Annotated in this window: 24 protein-coding genes and 1 pseudogene; 11 read left to right on the top strand and 14 right to left on the bottom strand. The window is 69.4% G+C overall.

The genetic code is table 11. The features are described from left to right. Together KD1_RS16790 and KD1_RS05480 are read left to right on the top strand one after the other, a co-directional pair. Window positions 1-327 (top strand): annotated as a pseudogene (locus tag KD1_RS16790) (DEDD exonuclease domain-containing protein); the annotation flags it as partial. A gap of 10 nt (window positions 328-337) precedes the next feature. After that, the gene (locus KD1_RS05480; protein WP_068398653.1) at window positions 338-619 is read left to right on the top strand and encodes an Lrp/AsnC family transcriptional regulator; all 282 of its coding nucleotides are present in this window, start codon (window positions 338-340) and stop codon (window positions 617-619) included. 61 nt (window positions 620-680) lie between these two features. Here the strand turns inward: KD1_RS05480 and KD1_RS05475 are convergent, their stop codons facing one another. From KD1_RS05475 to KD1_RS05465, 3 genes are read right to left on the bottom strand one after another with little or no spacing between them, the layout of a single operon-like run. Further along, complete coding sequence (locus KD1_RS05475; protein WP_068398649.1) at window positions 681-2,666, bottom strand: ABC1 kinase family protein; 1,986 nt, start codon at window positions 2,664-2,666, stop codon at window positions 681-683. Between the two features lie 16 nt (window positions 2,667-2,682). Beyond that, window positions 2,683-3,741 carry an anthranilate phosphoribosyltransferase gene (trpD, locus tag KD1_RS05470; RefSeq protein ID WP_068398646.1) on the bottom strand — a complete coding sequence of 353 codons (1,059 nt, stop codon included), beginning with the start codon at window positions 3,739-3,741 and terminating at the stop codon, window positions 2,683-2,685. Next, window positions 3,741-4,184: a DNA-binding transcriptional response regulator gene (locus KD1_RS05465; protein WP_068398642.1), complete on the bottom strand. Its 444-nt coding sequence runs from the start codon at window positions 4,182-4,184 to the stop codon at window positions 3,741-3,743. The genes trpD and KD1_RS05465 overlap by 1 nt, the downstream gene beginning before the upstream one ends. A gap of 156 nt (window positions 4,185-4,340) precedes the next feature. Here KD1_RS05465 and ctaE point away from each other — a divergent pair, with 156 nt between their 5' ends. From ctaE to qcrB, 4 genes are read left to right on the top strand one after another with little or no spacing between them, the layout of a single operon-like run. Then, complete coding sequence (ctaE, locus tag KD1_RS05460; RefSeq protein WP_068398674.1) at window positions 4,341-4,943, top strand: aa3-type cytochrome oxidase subunit III; 603 nt, start codon at window positions 4,341-4,343, stop codon at window positions 4,941-4,943. A gap of 52 nt (window positions 4,944-4,995) precedes the next feature. Beyond that, window positions 4,996-5,778 carry a cytochrome bc1 complex diheme cytochrome c subunit gene (gene qcrC, locus KD1_RS05455; protein WP_068398639.1) on the top strand — a complete coding sequence of 261 codons (783 nt, stop codon included), beginning with the start codon at window positions 4,996-4,998 and terminating at the stop codon, window positions 5,776-5,778. A gap of 42 nt (window positions 5,779-5,820) precedes the next feature. Beyond that, window positions 5,821-6,951, top strand: coding sequence for a cytochrome bc1 complex Rieske iron-sulfur subunit (qcrA, locus tag KD1_RS05450; protein ID WP_068398635.1), 1,131 nt, complete (start codon window positions 5,821-5,823; stop codon window positions 6,949-6,951). Next, window positions 6,951-8,669 (top strand): cytochrome bc1 complex cytochrome b subunit, encoded by a 1,719-nt coding sequence (gene qcrB / locus KD1_RS05445; RefSeq protein WP_068398632.1) that lies wholly within the window; start codon window positions 6,951-6,953, stop codon window positions 8,667-8,669. The genes qcrA and qcrB overlap by 1 nt, the downstream gene beginning before the upstream one ends. A gap of 89 nt (window positions 8,670-8,758) precedes the next feature. Here the strand turns inward: qcrB and KD1_RS05440 are convergent, their stop codons facing one another. Next, a complete protein-coding gene (locus KD1_RS05440) occupies window positions 8,759-9,088 on the bottom strand; it encodes a DUF167 domain-containing protein (protein ID WP_068398628.1) in 330 nt (109 codons plus the stop codon). A 34-nt stretch (window positions 9,089-9,122) separates the two neighbouring features. Between KD1_RS05440 and KD1_RS05435 the strand changes: the two genes are divergently transcribed. Next, entirely contained in the window at window positions 9,123-10,385 is a 1,263-nt protein-coding gene (locus tag KD1_RS05435) for a multidrug effflux MFS transporter (RefSeq protein ID WP_245627289.1), read from the top strand. Then, window positions 10,382-10,759: a metallopeptidase family protein gene (locus KD1_RS05430; protein ID WP_174521095.1), complete on the top strand. Its 378-nt coding sequence runs from the start codon at window positions 10,382-10,384 to the stop codon at window positions 10,757-10,759. The genes KD1_RS05435 and KD1_RS05430 overlap by 4 nt, the downstream gene beginning before the upstream one ends. 4 nt (window positions 10,760-10,763) lie before the next feature. Here KD1_RS05430 and KD1_RS05425 read toward each other — a convergent pair whose 3' ends face one another. From KD1_RS05425 to ctaC, 4 genes are all read right to left on the bottom strand, one after another. Then, window positions 10,764-11,981: a L,D-transpeptidase gene (locus KD1_RS05425; protein ID WP_068398625.1), complete on the bottom strand. Its 1,218-nt coding sequence runs from the start codon at window positions 11,979-11,981 to the stop codon at window positions 10,764-10,766. 198 nt (window positions 11,982-12,179) lie between these two features. Beyond that, on the bottom strand, window positions 12,180-12,599 hold the full coding sequence (locus tag KD1_RS05420) for a cytochrome c oxidase subunit 4 (RefSeq protein WP_068398622.1): 420 nt from the start codon (window positions 12,597-12,599) through the stop codon (window positions 12,180-12,182). Between the two features lie 9 nt (window positions 12,600-12,608). Next, window positions 12,609-14,297, bottom strand: a complete 1,689-nt coding sequence (ctaD, locus tag KD1_RS05415) for an aa3-type cytochrome oxidase subunit I (RefSeq protein WP_083542132.1) — start codon at window positions 14,295-14,297, stop codon at window positions 12,609-12,611. 1 nt (window position 14,298) lies between these two features. Beyond that, window positions 14,299-15,150 (bottom strand): aa3-type cytochrome oxidase subunit II, encoded by an 852-nt coding sequence (ctaC, locus tag KD1_RS05410; RefSeq protein ID WP_068398662.1) that lies wholly within the window; start codon window positions 15,148-15,150, stop codon window positions 14,299-14,301. Between the two features lie 150 nt (window positions 15,151-15,300). Here ctaC and KD1_RS05405 point away from each other — a divergent pair, with 150 nt between their 5' ends. Together KD1_RS05405 and KD1_RS05400 are read left to right on the top strand one after the other, a co-directional pair. After that, on the top strand, window positions 15,301-16,509 hold the full coding sequence (locus tag KD1_RS05405) for a cysteine desulfurase family protein (protein WP_245627288.1): 1,209 nt from the start codon (window positions 15,301-15,303) through the stop codon (window positions 16,507-16,509). Continuing rightward, entirely contained in the window at window positions 16,506-16,745 is a 240-nt protein-coding gene (locus tag KD1_RS05400; RefSeq protein ID WP_245627287.1) for a sulfurtransferase TusA family protein, read from the top strand. The genes KD1_RS05405 and KD1_RS05400 overlap by 4 nt, the downstream gene beginning before the upstream one ends. On the opposite strand, the gene aat is transcribed toward KD1_RS05400, so the two are convergent. The 5 genes from aat to KD1_RS05375 all read right to left on the bottom strand — a co-directional run bounded on the left by aat (window position 16,720) and on the right by KD1_RS05375 (window position 22,006). Next, a complete protein-coding gene (aat, locus tag KD1_RS05395) occupies window positions 16,720-17,487 on the bottom strand; it encodes a leucyl/phenylalanyl-tRNA--protein transferase (RefSeq protein WP_068398659.1) in 768 nt (255 codons plus the stop codon). The genes KD1_RS05400 and aat overlap by 26 nt on opposite strands. 52 nt (window positions 17,488-17,539) lie before the next feature. Continuing rightward, window positions 17,540-18,517, bottom strand: coding sequence for a carbohydrate kinase family protein (locus KD1_RS05390; protein WP_068398656.1), 978 nt, complete (start codon window positions 18,515-18,517; stop codon window positions 17,540-17,542). Window positions 18,518-18,702: 185 nt separating this feature from the next. Then, entirely contained in the window at window positions 18,703-19,065 is a 363-nt protein-coding gene (locus KD1_RS05385) for a HesB/IscA family protein (RefSeq protein ID WP_068398612.1), read from the bottom strand. A 141-nt stretch (window positions 19,066-19,206) separates the two neighbouring features. Then, window positions 19,207-20,370, bottom strand: a complete 1,164-nt coding sequence (locus tag KD1_RS05380) for a glycerate kinase family protein (protein ID WP_068398608.1) — start codon at window positions 20,368-20,370, stop codon at window positions 19,207-19,209. A 46-nt stretch (window positions 20,371-20,416) separates the two neighbouring features. Then, on the bottom strand, window positions 20,417-22,006 hold the full coding sequence (locus tag KD1_RS05375) for an aspartate:alanine exchanger family transporter (RefSeq protein WP_068398604.1): 1,590 nt from the start codon (window positions 22,004-22,006) through the stop codon (window positions 20,417-20,419). 63 nt (window positions 22,007-22,069) lie between these two features. On the opposite strand from KD1_RS05375, the gene nadA reads away from it, so the two are divergent. Continuing rightward, window positions 22,070-23,299 (top strand): quinolinate synthase NadA, encoded by a 1,230-nt coding sequence (nadA, locus tag KD1_RS05370; protein WP_068398600.1) that lies wholly within the window; start codon window positions 22,070-22,072, stop codon window positions 23,297-23,299. A gap of 61 nt (window positions 23,300-23,360) precedes the next feature. Here the strand turns inward: nadA and KD1_RS05365 are convergent, their stop codons facing one another. Next, window positions 23,361-24,401 (bottom strand): glutathione S-transferase family protein, encoded by a 1,041-nt coding sequence (locus KD1_RS05365; protein ID WP_068398596.1) that lies wholly within the window; start codon window positions 24,399-24,401, stop codon window positions 23,361-23,363. Window positions 24,402-24,419 lie beyond the last annotated feature (18 nt).

Genomic DNA, 24,419 nt, shown 5'->3' with positions numbered 1-24,419 from the left:
CCCCGCCGCAACGCCCTGGGCGGCTGGGAGGTCATCTGCGTCCGGTACGGCCGGTTGGCCGGCTCGACGGCCGCGCCCCGTGGCGCCGACCCGATGCCGTACGTCGAGGCGCTGCGGGCGTCGGCCGAGGTCGTCGCGGCGCCGACGTCTCCCACCGGAGCGGCGAGCCCCGAGGAGACGGAGAAGGTATTGCGCTGGCTCGAGGCCCACGGCGTGCGCCTGGTGCACCTCGACGGCCGGTGGGACTGCCCGGTCGGTGGCGCCGGCGCCGTGCGCACCCGCGCCGAGTTCGGGCTCCCCCAACGACCGGCCGTGGGCTTCGCATAGGCTGGCGCGTGTGATCACCGCCATTGTTCTGGTCTCTGCCGACGTCAACCGCATCCCCGAGGTCGCTCAGGAGGTGGCCGACATCCCGGGTGTGACCGAGGTGTACTCGGTGGCCGGTGACGTCGACCTCATCGCCATGGTGCGCGTCCGTCGCCACGAGGAACTCGCCGACGTCATCGCCGACCGGATCAACAAGGTCCCCGGCATCCTCGACACCTCGACTCACATCGCGTTCCGCGCATACAGCCAGCACGACCTCGAGGCCGCGTTCGCGCTCGGGATCGAGGAGTAGGGCCCAGCAGACCGCCGTCCGCAGCCCTCCCGCGACGGCCGACGCGACCGCGCTCCGGCCATCATCGGGACGAGCGGAAGACCAACGCCAAGGCCCGGGCGCCCAGCACGAACGCGAAGAGGAACAGCGTGCTGCCCAGGACCGGCAGCAGGCCCAGCGTCGGCGTCAACGCCGGACCACCGTCGGCGACCATGAGCACGACCCCGCAGATCGCCAGTACGGCCGCCAAAGTCGTGATGACGAGGTGATGGACGACGCCGGTGATGAAGGCACGATCCTCCGGGTGCGAGAGCCACCGCAGTCGCAGTTGCGCGTCCCCGCCCTGGATCGTGGCGGCGATGCCGTCGAGGCGCCGCGGGAGGCGTTGCAGGATCGGGACCATGTGGACGAGTTGCTCCTCCAGCGTGGCCCGGAGTTGGCCGGGGCGCAGTCGCGTCCCGATGTGGTCCGCTCCGGCGGCGCGGGCCGCGACGATGATGTCGATGTCCGGGTTCAGGACGGTCAGGGTGCCCTCCAACGCGCCCAGGGCACGGAACGCCGCGGCGATCTGCGGGGGCACCGTGAAGCCGTGCCGCACCACCATCGTGAAGAGGTCGCCGAAGATCGTCGAGGTGCCGGCCACCCCACCCTGCACTCGGGTGATCACCGCTCCCACCTCGCGCTCCAAGGCGCGGTCGTCGAGTTCGGGTGGCGGGTCGAGCACGTCGCAGAGGGCATCGACCGCGCCGACGGCGTCGCCCCGGTCCACGGCGTAGAGCAGCCGGCCGATGGCCTCCCGCGCGGTGCGGTCGAGGCGACCGACCGCGCCGAAGTCGAGCAGCGCGATGCGGCTCCCCTCCGGTCGGTCCTCGAGCAGGACGTTGCCGGCGTGCAGATCGGCGTGGAAGACCCCGGTCTGCAGGACCTGCGCCATGACACTGCCGAGCAGCGCGTCCGCGAGCCGGGTTCGCGTGGCGGCGTCGAGATGGTCCGCGGCGCCGGGTCGCGACAGCGGAGTCCCGTGTACCTCCTCCATGACCAGGACTCGCGCCGAACTCAGGGCCGGGTAGGTCGCGGGCACCCGCACCGGGGACTCGCTCCCCTGACCCGTCGAGGCCGCGACCCCGGCGGCGTTGGCCGCCTCGACGCGGTAGTCGAGTTCCTCCTCGAGGCTCGCGGCGAACCCTGCGACGAGCGAGCGGACGCCCAGCGTGGGGCCCCAGTCGGTCGTCCGGTCGAGCCACCGGGCCATCCGCACGAGGATGTCGAGGTCGGCGCGGACCTGTTGCGCGGCGCTGGCGCGCTGGACCTTGGCCACGACCGGGGTGCCGTCGGTGAGCACGGCGCGGTGGACCTGTCCGACGGAAGCCGCCGCCAGGGGCACCTCATCGAAGGAGGCGAACTGGGCGCGCCAGTCCTCGCCGAGTTCGTCGCGCAGCGTGGCCTCGATCTGGGTCCAGTCCTCGGCCCGGTTGTCGGACTGGAGCCGACCGAGCTCCCGGGCCAGGTCCGTGCCGACCAGGTCGACCCGCGTGGCGAGCATCTGGCCGAGCTTGACGAACGTCACTCCGGCGTCGGTGAACGCCAACCGCAACCGTCGACCCAGGAGCGCGCGCTCGGACTCGTCGGGCGGCCGGGAGCCGGCCCGCAGGAAGCCCCCCAGTCCGTGGCGCACGGCGATGGCCGTGAACTGCCCGTAACGCACACTGCGCCGGCGACGCGCCGGCAGGTCGCGCACGACATCGAGCAGGGAGGGCACCGCGCCGGTCGGGAGGACCGCCTCGAGCAGGACGAGGGCACCCACGCCCAGGGCCACGCCCCACGCGGTGATGAGCACGAAGACGAGCCCGACGACGATGCCGTCCCGCCCGGAGAGGGCGTCGGCCTGTGTCGGGAGCCCCAGGCCCTCGCTGGTCAGGATGAGGAAGCGGCTCATGCCGCTGGTGAGGATGATCGCGACGACGAGCGTGCGGAACCAGCCGACCGGAATGCCGATCAACCGGCGGGTCATGGCATACAGGAGCGCCGTGTTGACGACGAAGCCGACCGCGGTCCACAACGGCGTCATGCCGGCGCCCGGTGTCCTACTGCCCCAGGGCGGTGCTGACCTGCGCCCACCGCTCCATCTGGGCGGTCGCCGCGCCGGAGTCGATGGTCTCTTCGGCCGCGTCCATTCCGGCGCGCAACGCCACGATCGGATCGTCGACCGGCGTGCCCTTGGCATCGGCCAGGGCCAGCGCGATGCCCGCGTTGAGGACGACCGCGTCGCGGATCGGCCCGGTCTCGCCCGCCCATACGCGGCGTGCCACGTCGGCGTTGTACACGGCGTCTCCGCCACGCAGTGTCTCGAGCGGGTGGCGGGTCAGGCCCACGTCCTCCGGGGCGAGGGTGTGCTCGGTGATCGCCCCCTGCGCGACCCACCACAGGTGCGAGGTCGTGGCGATGGTCAACTCGTCGAGGCCGTCGTCGCCGCGGAAGACCACCGCGTCGCTGCCGCGATCGGCGAAGACGCCCGCCATGATCGGCGCGACCGGCTCCTTGGCACAGCCGATCAGGGCGTACGTCGGCCGCGCGGGGTTGGTCAGGGGCCCGAGGATGTTGAACGCCGTCGCGACGCCGAGATCCCGGCGGGCCTCGGCCGCGTGACGCATCGCCGGATGAAAGGTCTGGGCGAAGCAGAACGTGATGCCGGCGTCGGCGGCCACCTGCTCGACCTGATCGGGGGTGAGCGTGAGGTTGATCCCCAGCGCCTCGAGCACATCGGCGCTGCCCGACTTCGACGAGGCCGCCCTGTTACCGTGCTTGACGACCCGCCGGCCCGTGGCGGCGACGATGACCGAGGCCATCGACGAGATGTTGACGGACTGGTGGAAGTCACCCCCGGTGCCGACGATGTCGACCGTCTCCCCCTCGACGTCGATCGTGCGGGCATGACTGAGCATGACGTCGGCGAGGGCACGAAGCTCCGCGACCGTCTCGCCCTTGGCCGCCAGCGTCGTCAGGAAGCCGGCGACCTGGGCGGGCGAGGCCTCGCCCGAGAAGATCCGGTCCATGGCCCACGCGGCGGCCTCGAAACTCAGGTCCTCCCCCTTGATGAGGGAGGTGATGACCACCGGCCAGGAGTAGGTCTGCTCCGTCACCATCAGGCGATCTCGCCGCGGGCGACCCGGGCGACGGCGTCGGCCAGCGTCACCGGGTCGATCGGCATCGGGACGGCCTCGGCGGCCAGCGACCAGGTCGCCAACCAGTTGTCCTGCACCCGGCCGGTGAGGATGATCGCCGGCGGGCAGTCGGTGACCTCGGCCTGCAGCTGGCGGTTCAGCCCCATTCCCCCGATCGGGGAGGTCTCGCCGTCGAGGATGAGCAGATCCCAGCCACCGGCCTCCACCGCCTCAGTGGCCGCGGCCGGCGTGGCGCACTCCTTCCACGTCGTCACCTCGACGTCGCGGGCCGGACGACGACCCACGGCCGCCCGGACGGTGTCGCGGGTGGAGAGGTCGTCGCTGTACAGGAGGATGGACACCTGGTGCGCGGGCGCGGCACCGCCGGCGAGTTGCGGCGCGGAAGAGGGCGAGGCAGCGGTCATGGACCCGATGCTACCTGCGTCACAAAGTGGAACGATTCGGACCTCTTTGGGGGGGTCGGGTGTCACAACGTCTCGCTTAACGGCATAATCCCACCCGTGGCCACAGCAACGACCGCTCACTCAGACAACACCGGGCTCTTGGCGGCAGCCCCCTCGATGGGTCCAGCGACCCGACCGCACATGGCAGCGGTTGGCACCATCGTCTGGCTCTCCAGCGAGCTGATGTTCTTTGCCGGACTCTTCGCGATCCTCTTCACGATCCGCGCACTCGAGCCGGCGATCTTCGCGGAGCGCACCGCGATGCTGAACATCCCGTTCGCGGCGTTCAACACGCTGCTGCTGGTGATCTCGTCGGTCTGGTGCCAGCTGGGGGTCCTGAAGGCGGAGCACGGCCAGAAGGCGCGCACCGGATCCCTGCTGAACATCGGCGGCTGGGGCATGCGCGAGTGGTACATCCTGACCTACATCTTCGGCGCGGTCTTCGTCGCCGGTCAGGTCTTCGAGTACGCCACCCTCTTCTCCGAGGGCGTGTCGATCGCCTCCGACCCGTGGGGCTCGGTCTTCTTCCTGACCACCGGCCTGCACGGCATCCACGTCACCGGCGGTCTGATCGCGTTCCTGCTGATCATCGCCCGCACGTACACGTCGCACACGTACAGCCACCACCAGCGGGTCGGCGCCGTCGTGACCTCGTACTACTGGCACTTCGTCGACGTGGTGTGGATCGGCCTGTTCTTCGCCATCTACATCCTCAAGTGACCCGGCGCCCGACGCCCCGCCTGCTTCCCCCACGACCGAGAAGGAACCACTCGTGAAAGCCCTGACCTCACGCCGGCACCCGGCCGCACTCGTGCTGCTGCTCCTGATCGGCCTTCTGATCACCGGTTCGGTGTACGCGGCGCTGGCGCCGAAGCAGGCGACCGCGGCCAACGGCAGCGCCTCCCAGATCGAGGACGGCCGCAAGCTGTTCGAGTCCAACTGCTCGACCTGCCACGGTGTCCAGGCCACGGGCACCCCGGACGGCCCGAGCCTGGTGGGTGTCGGTGCCGCCGCCGTCGACTTCCAGGTCGGCACCGGTCGCATGCCGATGGTCGCCCCCGGCCCGCAGGCCCCGCGCATCAAGACCGAGATGTTCGACCAGGACCAGATCGACGCCATGGCCGCCTACGTCGCCTCGCTCGCGCCCGGCCCGTCCTCGCCGACCGCCGACCAGATCGACGCCTCCAAGGGTGACGCCGGCAAGGGTGGCGAACTCTTCCGCGTCAACTGCGCCATGTGCCACTCCTCCGCCGGTGCCGGTGGCGCCCTGACCCGCGGCAAGTACGCCCCGGGCCTGAAGAACGTCGAGCCGAAGCACATCTACGAGGCCATGCAGACCGGCCCGCAGAGCATGCCGGTGTTCAACGACAACAACATCACCCCGGACGAGAAGCGCGACATCATCGCCTACGTCCAGCAGACCCAGGAGCACGCCTCCACCGGCGGCCAGAGCCTCGGCGGCTACGGGCCGGTTCCCGAGGGCATGTTCGCCTGGATCTTCGGTATGGGTCTGATGGTGGCCGCTGCCGTCTGGGCCGCGTCGCGCGCCAACTGACCTCCCACACTTGAACCGCCTTCACGGACGACAGGAACGACGATGAACGAGCAGAACCAGCCTTCGGCGGAGGTGGTCCCGACCGGGACCAGCGACGCCGACGCTGTGCGCCTCGACCAGGGGCACATCCACGGCGAAGGTGGCTACCCGGAGGCTTTCGAGAACCCGGGTCTGCCCCCGCACACCCCCCGCCTGACCGACATCGACGAGGCCGCGGCCAAGCGTGCCGAGCGCCAGATCGCCGGCCTCTTCACCCTGTCGATCATCGGCTCGATCCTGTTCCTGGTCGGCTACTTCACCTTCGGCGTCGACGCCCGCAACTGGTTCCCCGGGGTCGGCGTCATGAGCACGACGCACCTGCTCCTCGGGGCCGGCCTGGCGCTGGGCCTGCTCGGCATCGGCCTGGGCGTGCTGCACTGGTCGCGCACCCTGATGCCCGGCGAGGAGATCGTCGAGTCGCGCCACCACCTCGCGTCCTCCGACGAGCAGCGCGCCGAGCTGGCCGACACCTTCGTCAAGGGTGTCGAGGGCAGCCAGATCAACCGGCGCCCGCTGATCAAGTACAGCCTCGGCGGTGCCCTCGGTCTGGTCTCCCTGCCGATCCTCGTGCAGCTCGTCGGCTCCCTCGGCCCGCTGCCGAAGGACGACCTGTACGTCTCCGCGTGGTCCGGTCTGCCCGACGAGAACGGCAAGCGCACCTTCTCGGCTCCCCGCCTCGTCCTCGACCCGGAGAACCGTCCGATCAAGGCCTCCGACGTCACCATCGGCTCCGTGTTCCACGTGCAGCCGGAGGGTCTGCTCGACCTGCACGACCACGTGCTCGAGGAGAAGGGGAAGTCCTCGGTCATCGTCATGCGCCTCGACCCGGGCGACTTCGCCGACAACGACCTCGGCCGCAAGGCGCGCGACTGGGGCCACGACGGCATCGTCGCGTACTCGAAGATCTGCACCCACGTCGGCTGCCCGGTCGGCCTGTACGAGCAGACGACGCACCACCTGCTGTGCCCCTGCCACCAGTCGACCTTCGACGTGACGCAGGACTGCAAGGTCATCTTCGGCCCGGCCAAGCGCCCGCTGCCGCAGTTGAAGATCACCGTCGACGACGAGGGGTACCTGATCGCGGCTCAGCCGTTCATGGAGCCCGTTGGCCCGAGCTTCTGGGAGCGTGACTGATGAGCACCACCGCATCCACCCCGCGTCCGGCCGACCGGCTGCGTGAGGCCGACCAGCCGGCACCGCGCCAGGTCGATGGCCTGACCGCCTGGATCGACGACCGTACCGGCGCCGCCCCCGGCATCAAGTACCTCATGAAGAAGGTCTTCCCGGACCACTGGAGCTTCATGATCGGTGAGGTCGCGCTGTTCTCGATGCTCATCGCGCTGCTCACCGGTGTCTTCCTGACCTTCTGGTTCGACCCGTCCATGGCCCACACCGTCTACAACGGCTCCTACGTGCCGCTGCAGGGCGTGGAGATGTCCCGGGCCTACGCGTCTGCGCTGGACATCTCGTTCGACATCAAGGGCGGCCTGCTGATCCGCCAGCTTCACCACTGGGCGGCGCTGTTGTTCATCGTCTCCCTGAACGTGCACATGTTCCGCGTCTTCTTCACCGGCGCGTTCCGCAAGCCGCGTGAGCTCAACTGGGTGCTCGGCACCGTCCTGTCGCTCCTGGCCATCGTCGAGGGCTTCGCCGGCTACTCCCTGCCGGACGACCTGCTCTCGGGTACCGGTCTGCGCGCCATGCAGGGCTTCACCATCACGACGCCCGTCATCGGTTCGTACCTCGTCTACTTCATCTTCGGCGGGACGTTCCCCGGCACCGACATCATGCCGCGTCTGTACTCGGTCCACATCCTGCTCATTCCGGCGCTCCTGCTGGGTCTGGCGATCGCGCACGTCGTGCTCGTCATGGTGCACAAGCACACGCAGTACCCCGGGCCCGGCAAGACCGAGAAGAACGTCGTCGGCTACCCGGTGCTGCCGATCTACGCCGCGAAGCAGACGGGCTTCTTCTTCACCGTCTTCGGCATCCTGACCCTGATCTCGACGTTCTTCACGATCAACGCGATCTGGGTGCATGGACCATACGATCCGAACGCCACGACCGCCGGCGCCCAGCCGGACTGGTACATGGGCTTCGCCGATGGCGCGCTGCGCCTGTTGCCCGGCTGGCTCGAACTGGATCTCGGGAGCTTCACGCTCAGCCTGAACGTCATGCTCGGCGCCTTGGTGCTGCTGCCGCTGGTCTTCATCATCCAGGGCGCCTACCCGTTCCTCGAGGCCTGGGTGACCGGTGACAAGCGCGAGCACCACCTGCTCGACCGCCCGCGCAACGCTCCGGTGCGCACCGGCCTGGGCGCTGCCGCCCTGACCGCCTACGGCATCCTGATGTTCACGACCAGCAACGACATCATGGCGATCAAGCTCCACCTGTCGATCAACGACATCACCCGGACCTACCAGGTGTTGATCTTCGTCCTGCCGCCGCTGGTGTTCTGGGCCGTCAAGCGCATCTGCATCTCGCTGCAGCGCGCCGACCGCGAGAAGGTCCTCCACGGCCGCGAGACCTCGCGTCTCATGCAGTCGGCCGAGGGTGGCTTCTCCGAGCTGCACGAGCCACTCAACGAGTACGACCGCTGGCACTACGTCAGCTACGAGCCGACCTACCCGCTCCTCGAGGGCGAGACCGGCTCGGACACCCCCGGCGTGGCCGGTTCGGGCCGCAAGGTCAGCAAGGCCCGCGCAGCGTTCTCCCGGTTCTACTTCCAGGACTCGATCAACCCGGTCACCCCGGCCGAGCTGGAGGCGGCGCACCACGACCACGAGACCCACGAGGTCATCGAGGCGTCCGCCGAGCCGCGCGAGCAGATCGAGGCAGCCGAGAAGCACTGACCTCTGTCTGGTCGTCAACGGGCCGCCACTCCCCTGCCGGGGGTGGCGGCCCGTTGCTGTGCGCCCAGGGTTTGGCCGACCCTACGTCGTCAGGAGTCCAGCAACCGCGCCACGACCTCGGACAGGTCGGCCGGGGCATCGTCGATCTCGACGACCTTGCTGCGGGAGCGGGCCCCCGCGACGATCCGGACCTGTCGTCGCCGTACCCCCAGGGCTGCCGCGAGGGCGTCGCACACGGCCGCGTTCGCCGCTCCGTCAACGGCCCGAGCGGTGACCGTCACCCCCAACGCCACTCCCCCGGGTTGGTCATCGTCGCCCCAGCGACCACCGACGCGCGTCCGTGACCCACCCGGCCGCACCCGAATGCTCAGGCGCGGAGGCGCGCTCGCTCCCCCCGCCGTACTCCGTGGACCACTCATGGGCCCAGTCTGGCAGCGTGACACCATGCCAAGGGTGACCGACCACTCCCCTGCCCGCACCCCGCACCGGGCCTCCCTGGGCCTCGCGCTCATCCTGGCGATCCTCGGCATGGTCGGTCCGTTCACCATCGACACACCCTTCCCCGCCTTCGCCCAGATGCGCACGGAGTTCGGTGTCGACGCGGCTGCCCTGCAACAGGTCGTCAGCGTCTACCTCATCGCCTTCGCGGTCATGAGCCTCTTCCACGGCCCGATCTCGGACGCCGTGGGTCGACGCCCGGTCCTCATCGGCAGCGGCGTGGTGTACGCACTGGCCTCCATCGCCTGCGCGCTCTCCCCCAACCTCACGTGGCTTCTCGTCTTCCGGGCCGTCCAGGGGGCCAGCGCCGGCGGCAGCGCCATCGTCTCGCGCACGGTCGTCACCGACCTGTTCCGCGGCCCGGCCGCCCAGCGTCTGATGAGCCTGATCATGGTGATCTTCGGCATCGCGCCGGCCATGGCCCCGGTGATCGGCGGATGGTTGCTTCTCATCGGGCCCTGGCAGGGGATCTTCTGGTTCCTTGCGGCCTTCGGGCTGCTCGCCGCCACGCTCGTGCTGTTCCGGCTGCCGGAGTCGCTGCCGCCCCAGGACCGGCATCCGTTTCACCCGGGGTCGATCCTCGGTCAGGTCCTCCTCGTCGCCCGCGACTGGCGTTTCCAGCGCGTGGCGTGGGCCAGCGCCCTGAGTTTCTCCGCGCAGATCCTCTACGTCGTCGCCGCGCCGATCTTCATCGTCGACATCCTCGGCAAGGGTGAGCAGGACTTCTGGATGTTCTTCGTGCCCATGGTCGGCGGCATGGTCCTCGGTTCGTTCCTCAACGGCCGTCTCTCCGAGGTGTGGTCGCCCCACCGCGTCGTGCTCACCGGCCAGGTGGTCGGGCTGATCGCGGCCGTGCTCAACGTCGGGCTGGCAAGCCTGCCGGCGACGGCCGCCCAGCTGCCGTGGGCGGTGATCGGGCCGGTCGGCATCGGCTTCGGCACGGGCATGGCGTTCCCGATCTTCCAGCTCGTCATCCTCAACATGTTCCCCCACAGCCGGGGCGCGGCGTCGTCGATGGCGAGCTTCATCCAGATCATCCTCATGGCGGTGCTGGCCGGCCTGGTCGTGCCCGTCGTGACGGGGTCGGCCCTGACGCTGGCCCTGACCTCGCTGGTGTTCCTCGTCGTCGGCCAGTCCCTCTGGCAATGGCACGTCTGGTCGGAGCGCAGCCGCCCCCGGACTCCGACACCCGCCCGCCCGACGACGGAGCGGCCATGATCTCGCTCAGCGAGGAGGAGTTCGACGCTGCCGTCGGCGATGCCCTGGACAGCATCCCGAGCCAGTTGTTGGACCAGATGGAGAACGTCGCGATCTTCATCGACGACGAACCGAGCGCCGAACAGGTGGGCCAGCACACGCACGGCCACGGCGGCACCCTGCTGGGGCTCTACGAGGGTGTGCCCCTGACCGAACGGGGGTACGGCTTCGCCGGCGTGCTGCCCGACCGCATCACGATCTTCCGGGGGCCTCTCCAGCGTCTGAGCCGGTCACGCGCCGAATTGGTTCGCCAGATCCGCGTGACCGTCGTGCACGAGGTCGCCCATCACTTCGGCATCGACGACCAGCGACTCCACGAACTCGGCTGGGGCTGACAGCTCAACGGGCCCGCGCGGACTGCTGCTTCCACTGGGCCCACGAGAACTCCCAGACCCCCAGACCGTCCGTCGGTTTCATCCGACGGTTCGACCCGGTGAACGTGACGATGTCACCGATCAGCGAGGTGTCGAACATCCACTTGGCCTGCTCGGGCGACATGTTGACGCACCCGTTGGTGACGTTGGCGACGCCCTGCGCCCCCACGGACCAGGGCGCGGAGTGCAGAAACTCGCCCGTCCACGTCACGCGCAGGTTGTACTTGGTGTCGATCTTGTAGTACCCCGGCTGCCCCTCGGGTGTCCCGACCGTGGAGGAATCCATGGTGATGTCGGCGGCCTTCTCGATGATGACCTTCGTCCCGGTACGGGTCTCCGACTTCGGCGTCGGCCGGCCGTTGCTGACCGGAATCCGACGCAGGGTCTTTCCGCCCTCGGTCACGGTCATCTGGTGCCCCGAGATGTCGACGTAGGAGCGTCGATCGCGCCCGATGGTGAACGCCGTGTCCCGGTCGGTGGTGACGAACTTGTCGGCGCCCGTCTGGACCCCCGCGAGATCGGCGGTCAGCGTGACCTTCGTCTCGGGTGTGAACGGCTCCTTGGGGCGCCACATGAGTTGCCGGTTGTCCAGCCACCCCCAAGCACCCTCCTGCTTCGGGGTGGTGGTGACCGAGACGCGGCGCTCGACCTCCTGCCGGAACTTCTCCGAGGTCACGGCGCTGTCGAACTGCACCGTCGGGGCGATGCCGGTGCCGTAGGTGGTGTCGCCGCCGTACGGGAGCATGTAGGACGCGTCGACGGCGGGGGTGAACGTCGTGAACGTGGACGTTGTCGTGGTGGCCTGACCGGCGGGGTTGCTCGCCCGAGCGGTCACCGTGTAGGTCGTGCTGGGCGTCAGGAGGTGACCCGCCTCGGCGGTCCACGCCACGCCGGAGGCCGTGCCGGGCACCGTCTCGCCCTCGGCGGTGCGCACGTCGACATGGTCGATGCGACCATCGGCGACGGTGACCTTGAGTCGGGTGGTGCTCGGCACGGCGGAGGCACCATCGGCGACGTTGACGGAGATCCGTGCGGCCGGCTGGGTCGGGGTCGACGAGGCACTGCTCGCCCCCGGTCGAGCAGCGGCCACTGGCTCATTCGCCCCGGTGGTGCACCCGGTGACGAGCACGGCGCCGGCCACGACCACCGCCACTGCCCCAATCAGCCTGCTGCTCACGCACATTCCCTTCGTCACGATCCTCCGCCCGCCGAAGAACCGTGGCGGGTGGATCGGCCCCCCGCCGACTCGCCCTTGACCACCCACGATACGGGTGGATGCCTCATGACTGTCGCACGGCGGCGGGTCCGAAACCAAATCGAATCAGGGGCCGGTGTGTCGCCACACCGGCCCCTGATCAGGGAAATGCCATCCGTGTCCGGGTCAGAGCGAGTGCTCCCCGTGGAACGCCTCGAACACCCACCCGACCAGGGCCACGACACCGAAGAACGCGGCGATGAAGAACAGCCACCAGCCGACGGCGAAGCCGATCACGGCCACGGTCGCAGCCAAACCGACCCACAAGGGCATCCACGAGTGGGGCGCAAACACGCCGTACTCGCCCTCATAGGCCGAGATCTCACCGTGCGGGTCGTCGTCGGGCGAGGCGCCGATCGACTTCTTCGTCAGGTGGTTGTAGTAGGACACCATCCCCATCATCCCGGCGAGGAAGAAGAAGCCCATGACTCCGACCCACTCGAGGCCGTCACCGTAGTGCGATCCGTGGGTGGCGAAGACGTAGATCACGCCCACGATGGCGAAGAAGGCCGCCAGGAAGCCGAACAGCTTGGTCGACGTCTGCATGGGTCTCGCTCAGTCCTCTCGGGGTGCGACGACCTGGGGCGCCGCGGTCGGGTGGTGCAGGTCGAAGGCCGGACGCTCCGAACGGATGCGCGGGATCGAGTTGAAGTTGTGGCGCGGCGGCGGGCAGGAGGTCGCCCACTCGAGCGAGTTGCCGTAGCCCCACGGGTCATCGACCTCGACCTTGGCAGCCGTGCGGTGCGTCTTCCAGACGTTGTAGACGAACACCGGGAAGGACAGACCGAGCACGATCGAGCCGACCGTCGAGATCTGGTTGGCGAGAGTGAAGCCGTCCTCGGGGAGGTAGTCGGCGTAGCGACGCGGCATGCCGTCGACGCCCAGCCAGTGCTGGATGAGGAAGGTCGCGTGGAAGCCGATGAACGTCAGCCAGAACTGCAGCTTGCCCAGGCCTTCGTCGAGCATCTTGCCGGTGAGCTTGGGCCACCAGAAGAACAGGCCACCGAAGAAGGAGAACACGATCGTGCCGAAGAGCACGTAGTGGAAGTGGGCGACGACGAAGTAGGTGTCGGACACGTGGGTGTCCATGGCCGGCGAGGCCAGGATGACACCGGTCAGACCACCGAAGAGGAACGTCACGAGGAAGCCGAGGGCCCAGATCATCGGGGTCTCGAACGAGAGCTTGCCGCCCCACATCGTGCCGATCCAGTTGAAGAACTTCACGCCCGTGGGCACCGCGATGAGCATCGTCATGATCGCGAAGAACGGCAGCATCACCTGACCGGTGACGTACATGTGGTGGGCCCACACCGACACCGACAACGCCGCGATGGCGACGGTGGCGAAGACGAGCGTCTTGTACCCGAAGATCGGCTTGCGGGAGAACACCGGGATGATCTCGGAGATGATGCCGAAGAACGGCAGCGCGAGGACGTACACCTCGGGGTGGCCAAAGAACCAGAACAGGTGTTGCCACAGGATCGGACCGCCGTTGGCGGGATTGAAGATGTGCGCTCCGAACTCACGGTCGTAGGCCAGACCGATCAGGGCGGCGGCCAGGACCGGGAAGGCCATGAGCACGAGCACCGAGGTGATGAGCACGGTCCAGGTGAACACCGGGACGCGGAACATCGTCATGCCGGGGGCGCGCATCGTCAGGATCGTGGTGATGAAGTTGACCGCACCGAAGATCGACGAGAAGCCGAGCAGGATCAGGCCGACGACCCACAGGTCGCCGCCGACGCCGGGCGAGTACTCCGGGCGCGAGAGCGGCGCGTAGGCCGTCCAGCCGAAGGCAGCCGCACCCTGCGGGGTCAGGAAGCCCAAGCAGGCGGTGATGGAGCCGAACAGGTAGAGCCAGAAGCTGAACATGTTCAGACGCGGGAACGACACGTCCGGCGCGCCGATCTGCAGCGGCATGAGCGCGTTGGCGAAGCCGGAGAAGCTCGGCGTCGCAAACATCAGCAGCATGATCGTGCCGTGCATGGTGAACAGCTGGTTGAACTGCTCGGCGTTGTCCACCACCTGCAGACCGGGCTGGAACAGCTCGGCGCGGATGATCAGCGCCATGACGCCGCCGATGAGGAAGAAGATGAAGGAGAAGATCAGGTACAGGTTGCCGATGACCTTGTGGTCGGTGGCCGTGATGTACCGGACGAACTGCTTGCCGAGCGAGTGCTCCCGCTTGGCACCGACGGCGGCGCCGCCGTAGGCGGGCACCATGCCTTCACGAACGAGAGTCATCTCAGTTGCTCCCCGTGTTCTCGAGCTTGCGCTCGTCCTTCTCGATGATCGGCATGCGGTTGTTGCCGTTGTCCAGCAGTCCGTCGCCGCCGTTGGCCTTCAGGTCCTTGATGTACTGGTCGTACTCAGCGCGGGAGACGACCTTGACGTTGAAGAGCATCTGCGAGTGGTAGGCGCCGCAGAGTTCGGCGCACTTGCCCTTGTAGGTGCCTTCCTCGGTGGGGGTGACCTGCATGATGTTGACGCGGCCCGGGATCATGTCCAGCTTCTGCAGGAACTGCGGCACCCAGAAGCTGTGGATGACGTCGCGGGAGGTCAGCTGGAACTCCGTGCGCTCGTTGACCGGCAGGTAGAGCGTGGGCAGCGTGGCCTCGACACCCGGCTTGCCGGCGCGCATCTGGGCGTGCTCACCGACGGTGTGGGCACTGCCGGAGACGTAGTTGATGTCCCAGCTCCACTGCTTGCCCACGACGTTGACGACGTTGGTGGCCGGCTTGTCGGTGGAGTAGATGTCGGTCTCGAACTTGGCCGTCCAGTAGAAGATCACGGTGACCATGAGGACCGGAACGACGGTGTAGAGGATCTCCAGCGGCACGTTGTACTGCAGCTGCGGCGGGAGGGTGTCGTCGTCCTTCTTCTTGCGGTAGACCGCCATGCACCAGAACGTCAGGCCCAGGACCAGCGCGCCCACGGCGAGGGCGGCGATCCACGAACCGACCCAGATGTCGGTGACGAGACGCGAGTTGTCGGTGACGCCGTGCGGCAGGTATCCGTTCTTGAGCTCACCCTGCACGGCCGAGGTGCCGCACGCGGAGAGCGCCGCGGCCACGACGGCGAACAGGGCTGCGGTCATCACGGGCCGCCGCCGGGAGCGGCGTGGTGAGGTGTGCTCTTGCGAACGCAACGTGCACCTTCTTCGAGTCTGAGATGGGGCTGACGGAACGAAGGACACGGTACCGCAGCCCAGAACCGGAGCGCAGGTGGGCCGAGTAGGTTGACCAACGTGTCGCCGAAATCCCCCCTTGCACCTGCTCCGCCCACGCGGGCGGTGCTCGACGCCGTTCCCGGACCGATGCATCCGGCCGCCCGCGAGACGTTGTGGGCGGCCCTGGACGACGGGTGGGCCGACCCGACGCGGCTGCACTCCGAATCCCGTCGCGCCCGCCGCCTGCTCGACCAGGCCCGCGAGATCCTCGCCGTGGCCGTCGGCGTGGCTCCGGCGGACCTGAGTTTCCTGCCCGGTGGGACATCTGCCCTGCTCAGCGCCTTGGATGCGCTCGGCCATGCGCGTCGGCGCCACGGCCGGTCCCTCGTCGCCTCGGCGGTCGAGGCCAGTGCCGTGCTCACGTGGGGGCAGCACGCTGCCGGCGGCGAGGCGGACCTGGCGGCCGCCGGAATCGTGCCCGTCGACGACGTGGGCCGCGTCGATGCGGAGGCGTTCGCGACCGCCATGGGGCGCCCCGGCGTGGCGGTGGCCGCCCTGCAGCACGCCAATCCCGAGGTGGGCACCGTCCAACCCGTGGACGACTGTGTGCGGGCAGCACGCGAGAGCGGGGTGCCGTTGCTCGTGGACGCCACCGCCTCGCTGGGGCGCCTGCCCACTCCGCGCGACACCGACGTCATCGTCGGTGATGCGACCTCCTTCGCCGGGCCCACCGGAGTCGGACTGCTGGGCGTGCGGCCAGGCACGCGCTACCTCCCCCCGGGCCCGACGTCGCTCCTCGAACGCGGGCGCGCGACCGAGACGCCCTGGGTACCCCAGGTGCTCGCTGCGGCGGAGGCCTGGCGACAGGTCAACCACACGCGTGCCGCCGACGCGGCCGCGGCCCGGGATCTGATCGCCCGGATCCGCGCCACCGCCGCGGCGATCCCCGACGTCGATGTCGCCGGACCCGACCCGACCCTCGGCGACGACGCCTCCCTGCCACACGTACTGACCTTCTCCGTGCTCTACGTCGACGGAGAACGGTTGGTCAACGCCTTCGACCGGCACGGGTTCGCGGTGTCCTCCGGCTCGGCCTGCACCGCCAGCGTCCTCGAGCCCAGCCACGTCCTCGCGGCCATGGGCCGGTTGACGCAGGGCAACGTCCGCATCACCCTGCCGGTCGCCGCCACGGCCCCGGACCTGAGCGCCGACGTGGCCAGGTTCTGCGCCGTGCTGCCGGAGGTCGTGGCCCAATGCCGGGCCGAGTTGGGCGTGACGGATCTGTGAGCACTCGGATCGTCGACTCGCGCGGCACTCGATGCCCGATGCCGATCATCGACCTGGCCCGGGCCGCGGCGACCGCGCCTGGCGGAACGGTCATGGAATTGTGGGCCACGGATCCGGCCGCCGACGCCGACGTGCGGGCCTGGTGCCGCATGCGTGGGCACACGTTCCTGGCGGCCGAGCAGCTCGACCCGCAGGCGCGTCGGTACACCCTCAGGCTGAACGCAACGGTGGGGTGAACCCGTCGCCCACCGCCCACCCCGGCCACCGGGCCAGGTCGACCTGGGGCGCGGGCAGGGCACGGCGCACCAGCGTCAGGTACTGCCGTCGGGACACCTCGGTGACACCGAGGGTTCTCAGATGGTCGGTGGCCCACTGCACGTCGATGATCCGCCGGGGGTCACCGTCCCCGGTCAACGCGGCGACGAGGCCGAGCAGGGCCACCTTCGAGGCATCCCGGGCCAGATGGAACATCGACTCCCCCGCGAACAGCCCACCGAGCGCCACTCCGTAAAGACCACCGACGAGGTCGGGGCCGTCCCAGACCTCGATGCTGTGCGCCCACCCGAGTCGATGCAGGTGACCGTAGGCCGCTTGAATCTCGGGGGTGATCCACCGGCCTTCGCGCGCGGGATCGGCGCAGGCCTCGACCACCGCGTCGAAGGCCTCATCGGAGCTGACGCGGTAGTGCCTGGCGGATTTGCGCAACGACCGGGAGACCTTGACATGCCCGGGCCAGAGCACTCCGCGGGGGTCGGGTGACCACCAGCCGATCGGCGGAGCTCCGTGCTCGCCGATGCCCATCGGGAAGACACCGTTCCGGTAGGCCTCGAGCAGGGTGCCAGGCGCGAGGTCGGCGCCCAGGGCGACGAGGTCGTCCCCCGGCGTGACGCGCGTGGGTCGGACCAACCACCGTGACGGCTCCGGCTCCCGGGGCGGGTAGGGCAGAAACCCCCGCGCCCATCCCCCGCCGCCGGGCATGAACCCGCCCGTGGCCGGTCCGTGGATGGACGCCATGGCGGTGGAGTCGTGGTCAGGGACCGACGGGCAGCGCCGTCGATCCGTCGTGGCTGCGGTGGATGACCAAGTGCGGGTCGATCTCGGCGGCGGCGTCGTCGCCGTAGGTCACGGCGATCCGCTGGAGGAAGGCACCGCGGTCGAGTCGGTATTCCTGCGTGCCGACCGACTCGAGGCAGAACGCGGCGAGCACCGACCCGAGTTGCGCCGACCGCTCGTGGTTCAGGCCGGTGGCCAGGCCGGTGATGAACCCGGCGCGGAAGGCATCCCCCACCCCGGTCGGGTCCGCCGGGTTCTCGACGAGCGCCGCCGACACCTGCACCGGCTCCTCGCCGCGCACGTGGATCGTCGCCCCGTCCTTGCCCCGGGTGATGACCCGTACCGGGACGAGCGCCGCGATGTCCGCCGCGCTCCACCCGGTCTTCTGCTCGGTCAGGTGCGATTCGTACTCGTTGGTCAGGAGGTACTCGGCGCCCTCGACCAGGCTGCGGATCAACTCGCCGTCGCCGTAGGCCAGCTGCTGGGAGGGGTCGGCGATGAAGCGGAAGCCGCGCTCACGACACTCCGCGGTGTGGCGGCGCATGGCCTCGGGTGCGTCGGCACCGATGAGCACGAGATCGAGACCGCCGACGCGCTCGGCCACCGGCTGAAGTTCGATCTCGCGGGCCTCTGCCATGGCCCCGGCGTAGAAGGTCGCCATCTGGGCGAGGTCGTCGTCGGTCGTGCACACGAAACGCGCCGTATGCAGGGAGTCGGAGATGCGCACGGACTCGCAGTCGACGCCGTGGCGCTCGAGCCACGAGCGGTAGTCGGCGAAGTCCTGCCCGGCCGCGGCGACGAGGATCGGGTGCTGGCCCAGCGACCCCATGCCGAAGGCGATGTTGCCGCCGACCCCGCCGCGACGGATGTGAAGTTCCTCCGCGAGGAAGGACACGGAGATCCGATCGAGTTGCTCGGCGATGAGCGAGTCGGCGAACCGGCCCCGGAAGGTCATGAGGTGGTCGGTGGCGATGGAGGCGGCGATGGCGGTCTTCTGCACCGTCCAAACCTACCCGCAGACGTGATCCCCCACCCATGGGCAGCCCGAACACCCCGACGCAGACCCACACCGACGAAGACCGGTACGGCCGGCTCCCCGTGTGGGGAGCCGGCCGTACCGGTTCATCGGTCAGGTGTCGATCAGCTGAAGGAGTCACCGCAGGCGCAGGAGCTGCCGGCGTTGGGGTTGTCGATGGTGAAGCCCTGCTTCTCGATCGTGTCGGCGAAGTCGATGGTCGCGCCCTCGAGGTAAGGGGAGCTCATGCGGTCGACGACGACCTCGACACCGTCGAAGTCGCGCACGAGGTCACCGTCGAGGGTGCGCTCATCGAAGTAGAGCTGGTAGATCAGGCCGGAGCAGCCGCCGGGCTGGACGCCGACGCGCAGGCGGAGGTCGTCACGACCCTCCTGCTCCAGGAGTGACTTGACCTTGCCGGCCGCGACGTCGGTGAGCAGGACGCCGTGCGTGTCGGTCTGGGTGGTGTTCTCGGTCTCGAGGCTCATCTGGGCCCTCCGTTTGGGACGTCGTTGTGGTGCGGGGCGCACTCTGCCGAGTGAACGTCGTGGGGATCGCGATCATTCCCGCGCCCGTCATCCGGTGTGGCGAACCGCCCGTACCCAGCAGCGTACGTCACGTCGCCGTCGTCACGGGCGCGGCGACCACGTCCCGGCGATGCGAGCGGCCCGCGTCGTCAGCGTGGCGACCGGATCGGCCAGCGAGGCCTCGACCTGCTCGGGGGTCTCGGCCACGGCGTACATACCGCTGAGCCCGAGATTCTGCGCCTGGCGGCGTCCCAGTTCGACCCGGCCGGCCAGGACGATGCACGGCGTGCCGACCTCAAGGCAGGCCTGCGCGACACCGGCGACGACCTTGCCGTGCAGGGACTGCCAGTCGAAACTGCCCTCGCCGGTGACGACGAGATCGGCGGCTGCGGCGGCGCTCGCCACGCCGAGCACGTCGATGACGAGGTCGACACCGGAGCGCAGTCGGCCCCCGATGACCATGAGCGCGTACCCGACCCCACCGGCGGCGCCGGCGCCCGGCTCACGGTCGTAACGCCGGGCGCGGCCGGTCATCAGGTCGGTCGGCGGCGGCAGGGCCTTGGAGACGCGGTCGTGCCACGCGCCCAGGGCACGTTCGAGATCCTGCGCCTGCTGGGGTGAGGCCCCCTTCTGCGCGGCGAAGGTCGCGCTGGCACCTTGAAGGCCCAACAGCGGGTTGTCCACGTCCGAGGCGATGACCAGATCGATGCCGGAGAAGCGCTCGCGCACCTGACGCAGACCCGGCAGGGCATCGTCGGGCAGATTCAGCAGGCCAGCTCCCCCGCCGGTCAGGCGGGCATCCGCGCCGGCGCCGAGCCGGGCCAGCAGGCCCGCCCCACCGTCGTTCGTGGCACTACCACCCAGCCCCACGACGATCCGGCTCGGGGAGAGATCGAGCGCGGCCAGCAGCAGGTCACCCAGGCCGGCGCTGCTCGTGACGTCGGGGTTGCGTTCACCGGCGGCGAGCAGGTGCAGCCCGATGGCCTGGGCCGACTCGATCCACACCGTCGTGCGACCGTCGTCGCGGGTGACGAGCAGGGGCGCGGGCACGGGCCGACCCAGCGGGTCGGTCACGGTGACGAGGTGTTCCTCCCCGTCCAGCCCGGCGCGGAGCACGTCGATGAAGCCCGTGCCGCCATCGGCCAACGGCACCAGCGTCAGGTCGTCGTGCGGGGCACCCCGGCGCCACCCGTCCGCGATGGCCCGGGCGGCCTGGGCCGCGGTGAGCGTGCCGGTGAAACAGTCGGGAGCGATGAGCACATGCACGCCGCCATCGTCGCAGAGCCGTCGAACACCGCTCCGCGAGGTTCGATCACAGCCCCGCGAGGATCTGCGCGATGAGAATCTTCGCGACCATCGCCGCCGGATACACCAGGGCATACCCCACGCCGACCCGCTGGTCGAAGTTGGTGCGCTCGTTGGCGAAGGCAAGCGCCGAGGGCTGGGTGTTCGCGCCGCCGATCATCCCCGCCAGTTCCGTGCGGTCGATACGCAGCACGCGCGCGCCCAGGACGGCGATGAGCCCCGCGGAGATGCTCGTGAGGATGAATCCGAGCAGCAGCACCTTCCAGCCGAGGTCGGAGGAGAGTGCCGCGACGAATCCACCCCCGGCGCGGGAGCCGGCGTAGGCGAGGAAGGTGAGCATGCCGAACGTCGACAGGGTCGTCGCGGCGGAGTGCGGCATGGACAGCACCACCGGCCCGATGCGGCCCAGGCGCCCGAAGATCAGCCCGACGATGAGGGTGCCGGCGGCCTCGCCCAGGGCGAAACCACCACCGGGCACCGGGATCTCGACCAGGCCGATCGCGACTCCGACGACCAGACCCAGCGCGAAACCGATCGGGTTGATGTCGGACAACCCACGTTCGGAGTCACCGAGATGGGCGCTGATCTGCGGGATGCGCGCGGCGGGGGCGATGACGCGCAGCCGATCGCCGAGCTGGACGATGAAGTCACGGTTGGCGACGAAGTCGATGTCGCCGCGGCGCACGCGGGTGACGTTGGCCCGGAACTTCTCGTTGAGCTGGAGCTGCCCCAGGGTGCGGCCGGCGAGCTTCGAGTTCGACAGGGTGATCCGTCGGTAGTCGAGGTCACGGCTCTGGTTGAGGTTGTGGGAGGACAGATGCCCGAGATCGTCGACGACCTCCATGACCTCGTCCTGCGGGCCGACCACGGTGAGCAGGTCGTTGCGGCGCAGCACGTCGCCCTCCTCGGCCATGATCACCGGGTTGTCCTCGCCGTGTTGCACGCGGGCCACGACGATCCGCCCGCCGTGTCGGCGCTGCAGCTCCTCGATGCCCATGGCCTGGGTGCGGTCAACCCGGACGACGACGTTGACCAGCGGGGTCGGGCCACTGTCGGCGTCGCCGCGACGGCTCAGCAGCAGCCCGACGACGATGAGCGACCCGATGACCCCGAAGAGATAGGCCAACGAGTACCCGACCGTCGGCCCGACCGGGTCACCGGAGGCCTCGGTCGCGGCGGCCAGGGCCGGGGTGTTGGTCAGGGCGCCGGCGAACGTGCCGGCGATCTGCGCCGGGGTCAGCCCGAGCGCGGTTCGGCCCAGGCCCAGTGCCAGGGCGCCGACCGCGACGAACACCCCGACGACCATGAGCATCGGTTTCCAGCCGCGGCGCAGGGACGAGAAGAAGCTCGGGCCCGAGACGATGCCGACGGTATAGGTGAACAGCACCAACCCCAGCGTGCCGACCTCGGCGGGGATCGTCAGGTCGATGTCGTACGTCGCGGCGAGGCTGGAGAGGGCGACGGCGGAGAACAGGACGGCGGCCGGCCCCAGACCGATCGACCGGAAGCGCAGGGCGCCGAAGGCGGAGCCCACGGCGAGCAGCAGCATCAACAACAGAAGTGGTTCCTCGGCGAGGAAGCGCAGGACCGCGTGCATGGGTTGATCCTTGCAGTCACCACTCCCTAGCCGCATGTCGGTGGGCCATGGGACCATGCACGGGTGAGTACCTCGACCGCGAATCCTGCCGCTCCCCTGCCGCTGCTGGCCTTGGGACGCGGAACCGACCTGTCCTCCGAGCGCGGGGTGGAGTGTCCCGGCGACCTCCCGCCGGCCTCCGATCCCGCCCTGGTCGAACGGGCGCGGGCGGCCAAGGCGGCCCTGGGCGACACGGTCTTCGTGCTCGGTCACCACTACCAGCGTGACGAGGTCATCGAGTTCGCCGACACCACCGGAGACTCGTTCAAGCTCGCCAAGCAGGCCGCCGCGCGACCCGAGGCGCCGTACATCGTCTTCTGCGGCGTGCACTTCATGGCCGAGTCGGCCGACATCCTCACCAGTGACGAGCAGACGGTGATCCTGCCCGACCTGGCTGCCGGGTGTTCGATGGCGGACATGGCCCAGATCGCCCAGGTCGAGGATGCCTGGGACACCTTGGCGGAGCTCGGTGTGGCCGAGCAGACCATCCCGGTCACGTACATGAACTCCTCGGCCGCGATCAAGGCGTTCACCGGGCGCCACGGCGGCACCGTGTGCACCTCGTCCAACGCCAGGACCGCCCTGACCTGGGCGATGGCCAAGGCGAACGGCGACTCCGAGAACGCGGCGAGCGACCGGCTGCAGGGCACCGGCAAGGTGCTCTTCCTGCCCGACCAGCACCTCGGGCGCAACACGTGGGTGCGTGACCTCGGCGGTTCGTTGGACGACTGCGTCGTGTTCGACCCCCACAAGCCGAACGGTGGGCTGACGCGCGAACAGGTCGAGTCCGCGCGGATGATCCTGTGGCGCGGGCACTGCTCCGTGCATGGCCGCTTCACGCTCGATGCCGTCGAGGCGGCCCGTCGTGAGATTCCCGGGGTCAAGGTGATCGTGCATCCGGAGTGCCGCAACGACGTCGTCGCGGCCGCCGATGAGGTCGGCTCGACCGAGAAGATCATCCGCACGATCGAGGCCGCCGCACCGGGCACGAAGTGGGTCGTCGGCACCGAACTGAACCTCGTCAAGCGGCTCGCGCAGCAGCACCCGGAGCAGCAGATCTCGTTCCTGGAGAAGAACGTGTGCTACTGCTCGACGATGAACCGCATCGACCTGCCGCACCTGGTGTGGGCTTTGGAGTCGCTCGTCGACGGGCGGGTGGTCAACCCGATCCATGTCGACGACGACACCGCCCACTGGGCTCGGGTCGCGCTGGACCAGATGCTCGCCTTGCCCGGCGAGACCAGCAAGGACTGAGGGCCTTCCCCGCGTCCTCCGCTTCGCGTGTCAGGGCACGCGAAGCGGAGGACCGTGGGGCTCAGTTGCCCGGCTGACGCACCAGGCCGCGGTCGTCGAGCAGCGGATTGTGCTCGACCGGCACGCGCTCGGCCTCGCTCGGCGCGCCGGGCGGGGTGCCGTCACCGAAGGGCCGGCCACCGAGGGCCTCACGCCCGTGGGCGGTCCCCCAGTTCGCCAGGTTCGGGCCCTTCGGCACGATCCCGGTCGGGTTGATGTCGCGGTGCACCTCGTAGTAGTGCGACTTGATGTGCACGAAGTCGGTCGTGTCGCCGAAGCCCGGGGTCTGGAACAGGTCGCGGGCGTAGGCCCACAGCACCGGCATCTCGGCGAGCTTGGAGCGGTTGCACTTGAAATGCCCGTGGTACACCGGATCGAAGCGCGCCAAGGTGGTGAACAGCCGCACATCGGCCTCGGTGATCGTGTCGCCGACGAGGTAGCGCTGCGTGGACAGTCGCTCCTCGAGCCAGTCCAGCGCGGTGAACAGGCGGTCGTAGGCGTCGTTGTAGGCCTCCTGGGTGCCGGCGAACCCGCACCGGTACACGCCGTTGTTGACCTCGGTGTAGACGCGCTTGTTGACCTCGTCGATCTCGGCGCGCAGGGCCTCGGGGTACAGGTCGGGCGCGCCGGCGCGGTGGTGCTGGGTCCACTGGGTGGAGAAGTCCAGCGTGATCTGGGCGAAGTCGTTGGTGACGACCTGCCCGGTCGGGACGTCGACGATGGCCGGCACGGTGATGCTGCGCGGGTAGCCCGGCTGGCGCTTCTCGTAGGCGTCCTTGATGCGCGGGATGCCGAGCACCGGGTCGAGACCACCCGGGTCGAGGTCGAAGGTCCACGAGTCGGAGTCGTGCGTCGGGCCGGGGATGCCCAACGAGATGACGTCCTCGAGACCGAGCAGTCGGCGCACGATGATCGTCCGGTTCGCCCACGGGCAGGCCCGCGCCGCGACGAGGCGGTAACGACCCGGTTCGACGGGCCAGTCGCCCTCGCCGAGGCTGATGCGATCGGTGATGTAGCGGGTGTCCCGCTCGTAGCTGGGCTCGACGTAGGTGCCTTGTGCCATGGGGTCAGCCTATTCCCC

The organism is Kribbia dieselivorans NBRC 106261 (assembly GCF_001552435.1).
Classification (GTDB): domain Bacteria; phylum Actinomycetota; class Actinomycetes; order Actinomycetales; family Dermatophilaceae; genus Kribbia; species Kribbia dieselivorans.
The sequence above is the reverse complement of the archived record's forward strand: the minus strand, read 5'-3'. Positions and strand labels throughout refer to the sequence as shown.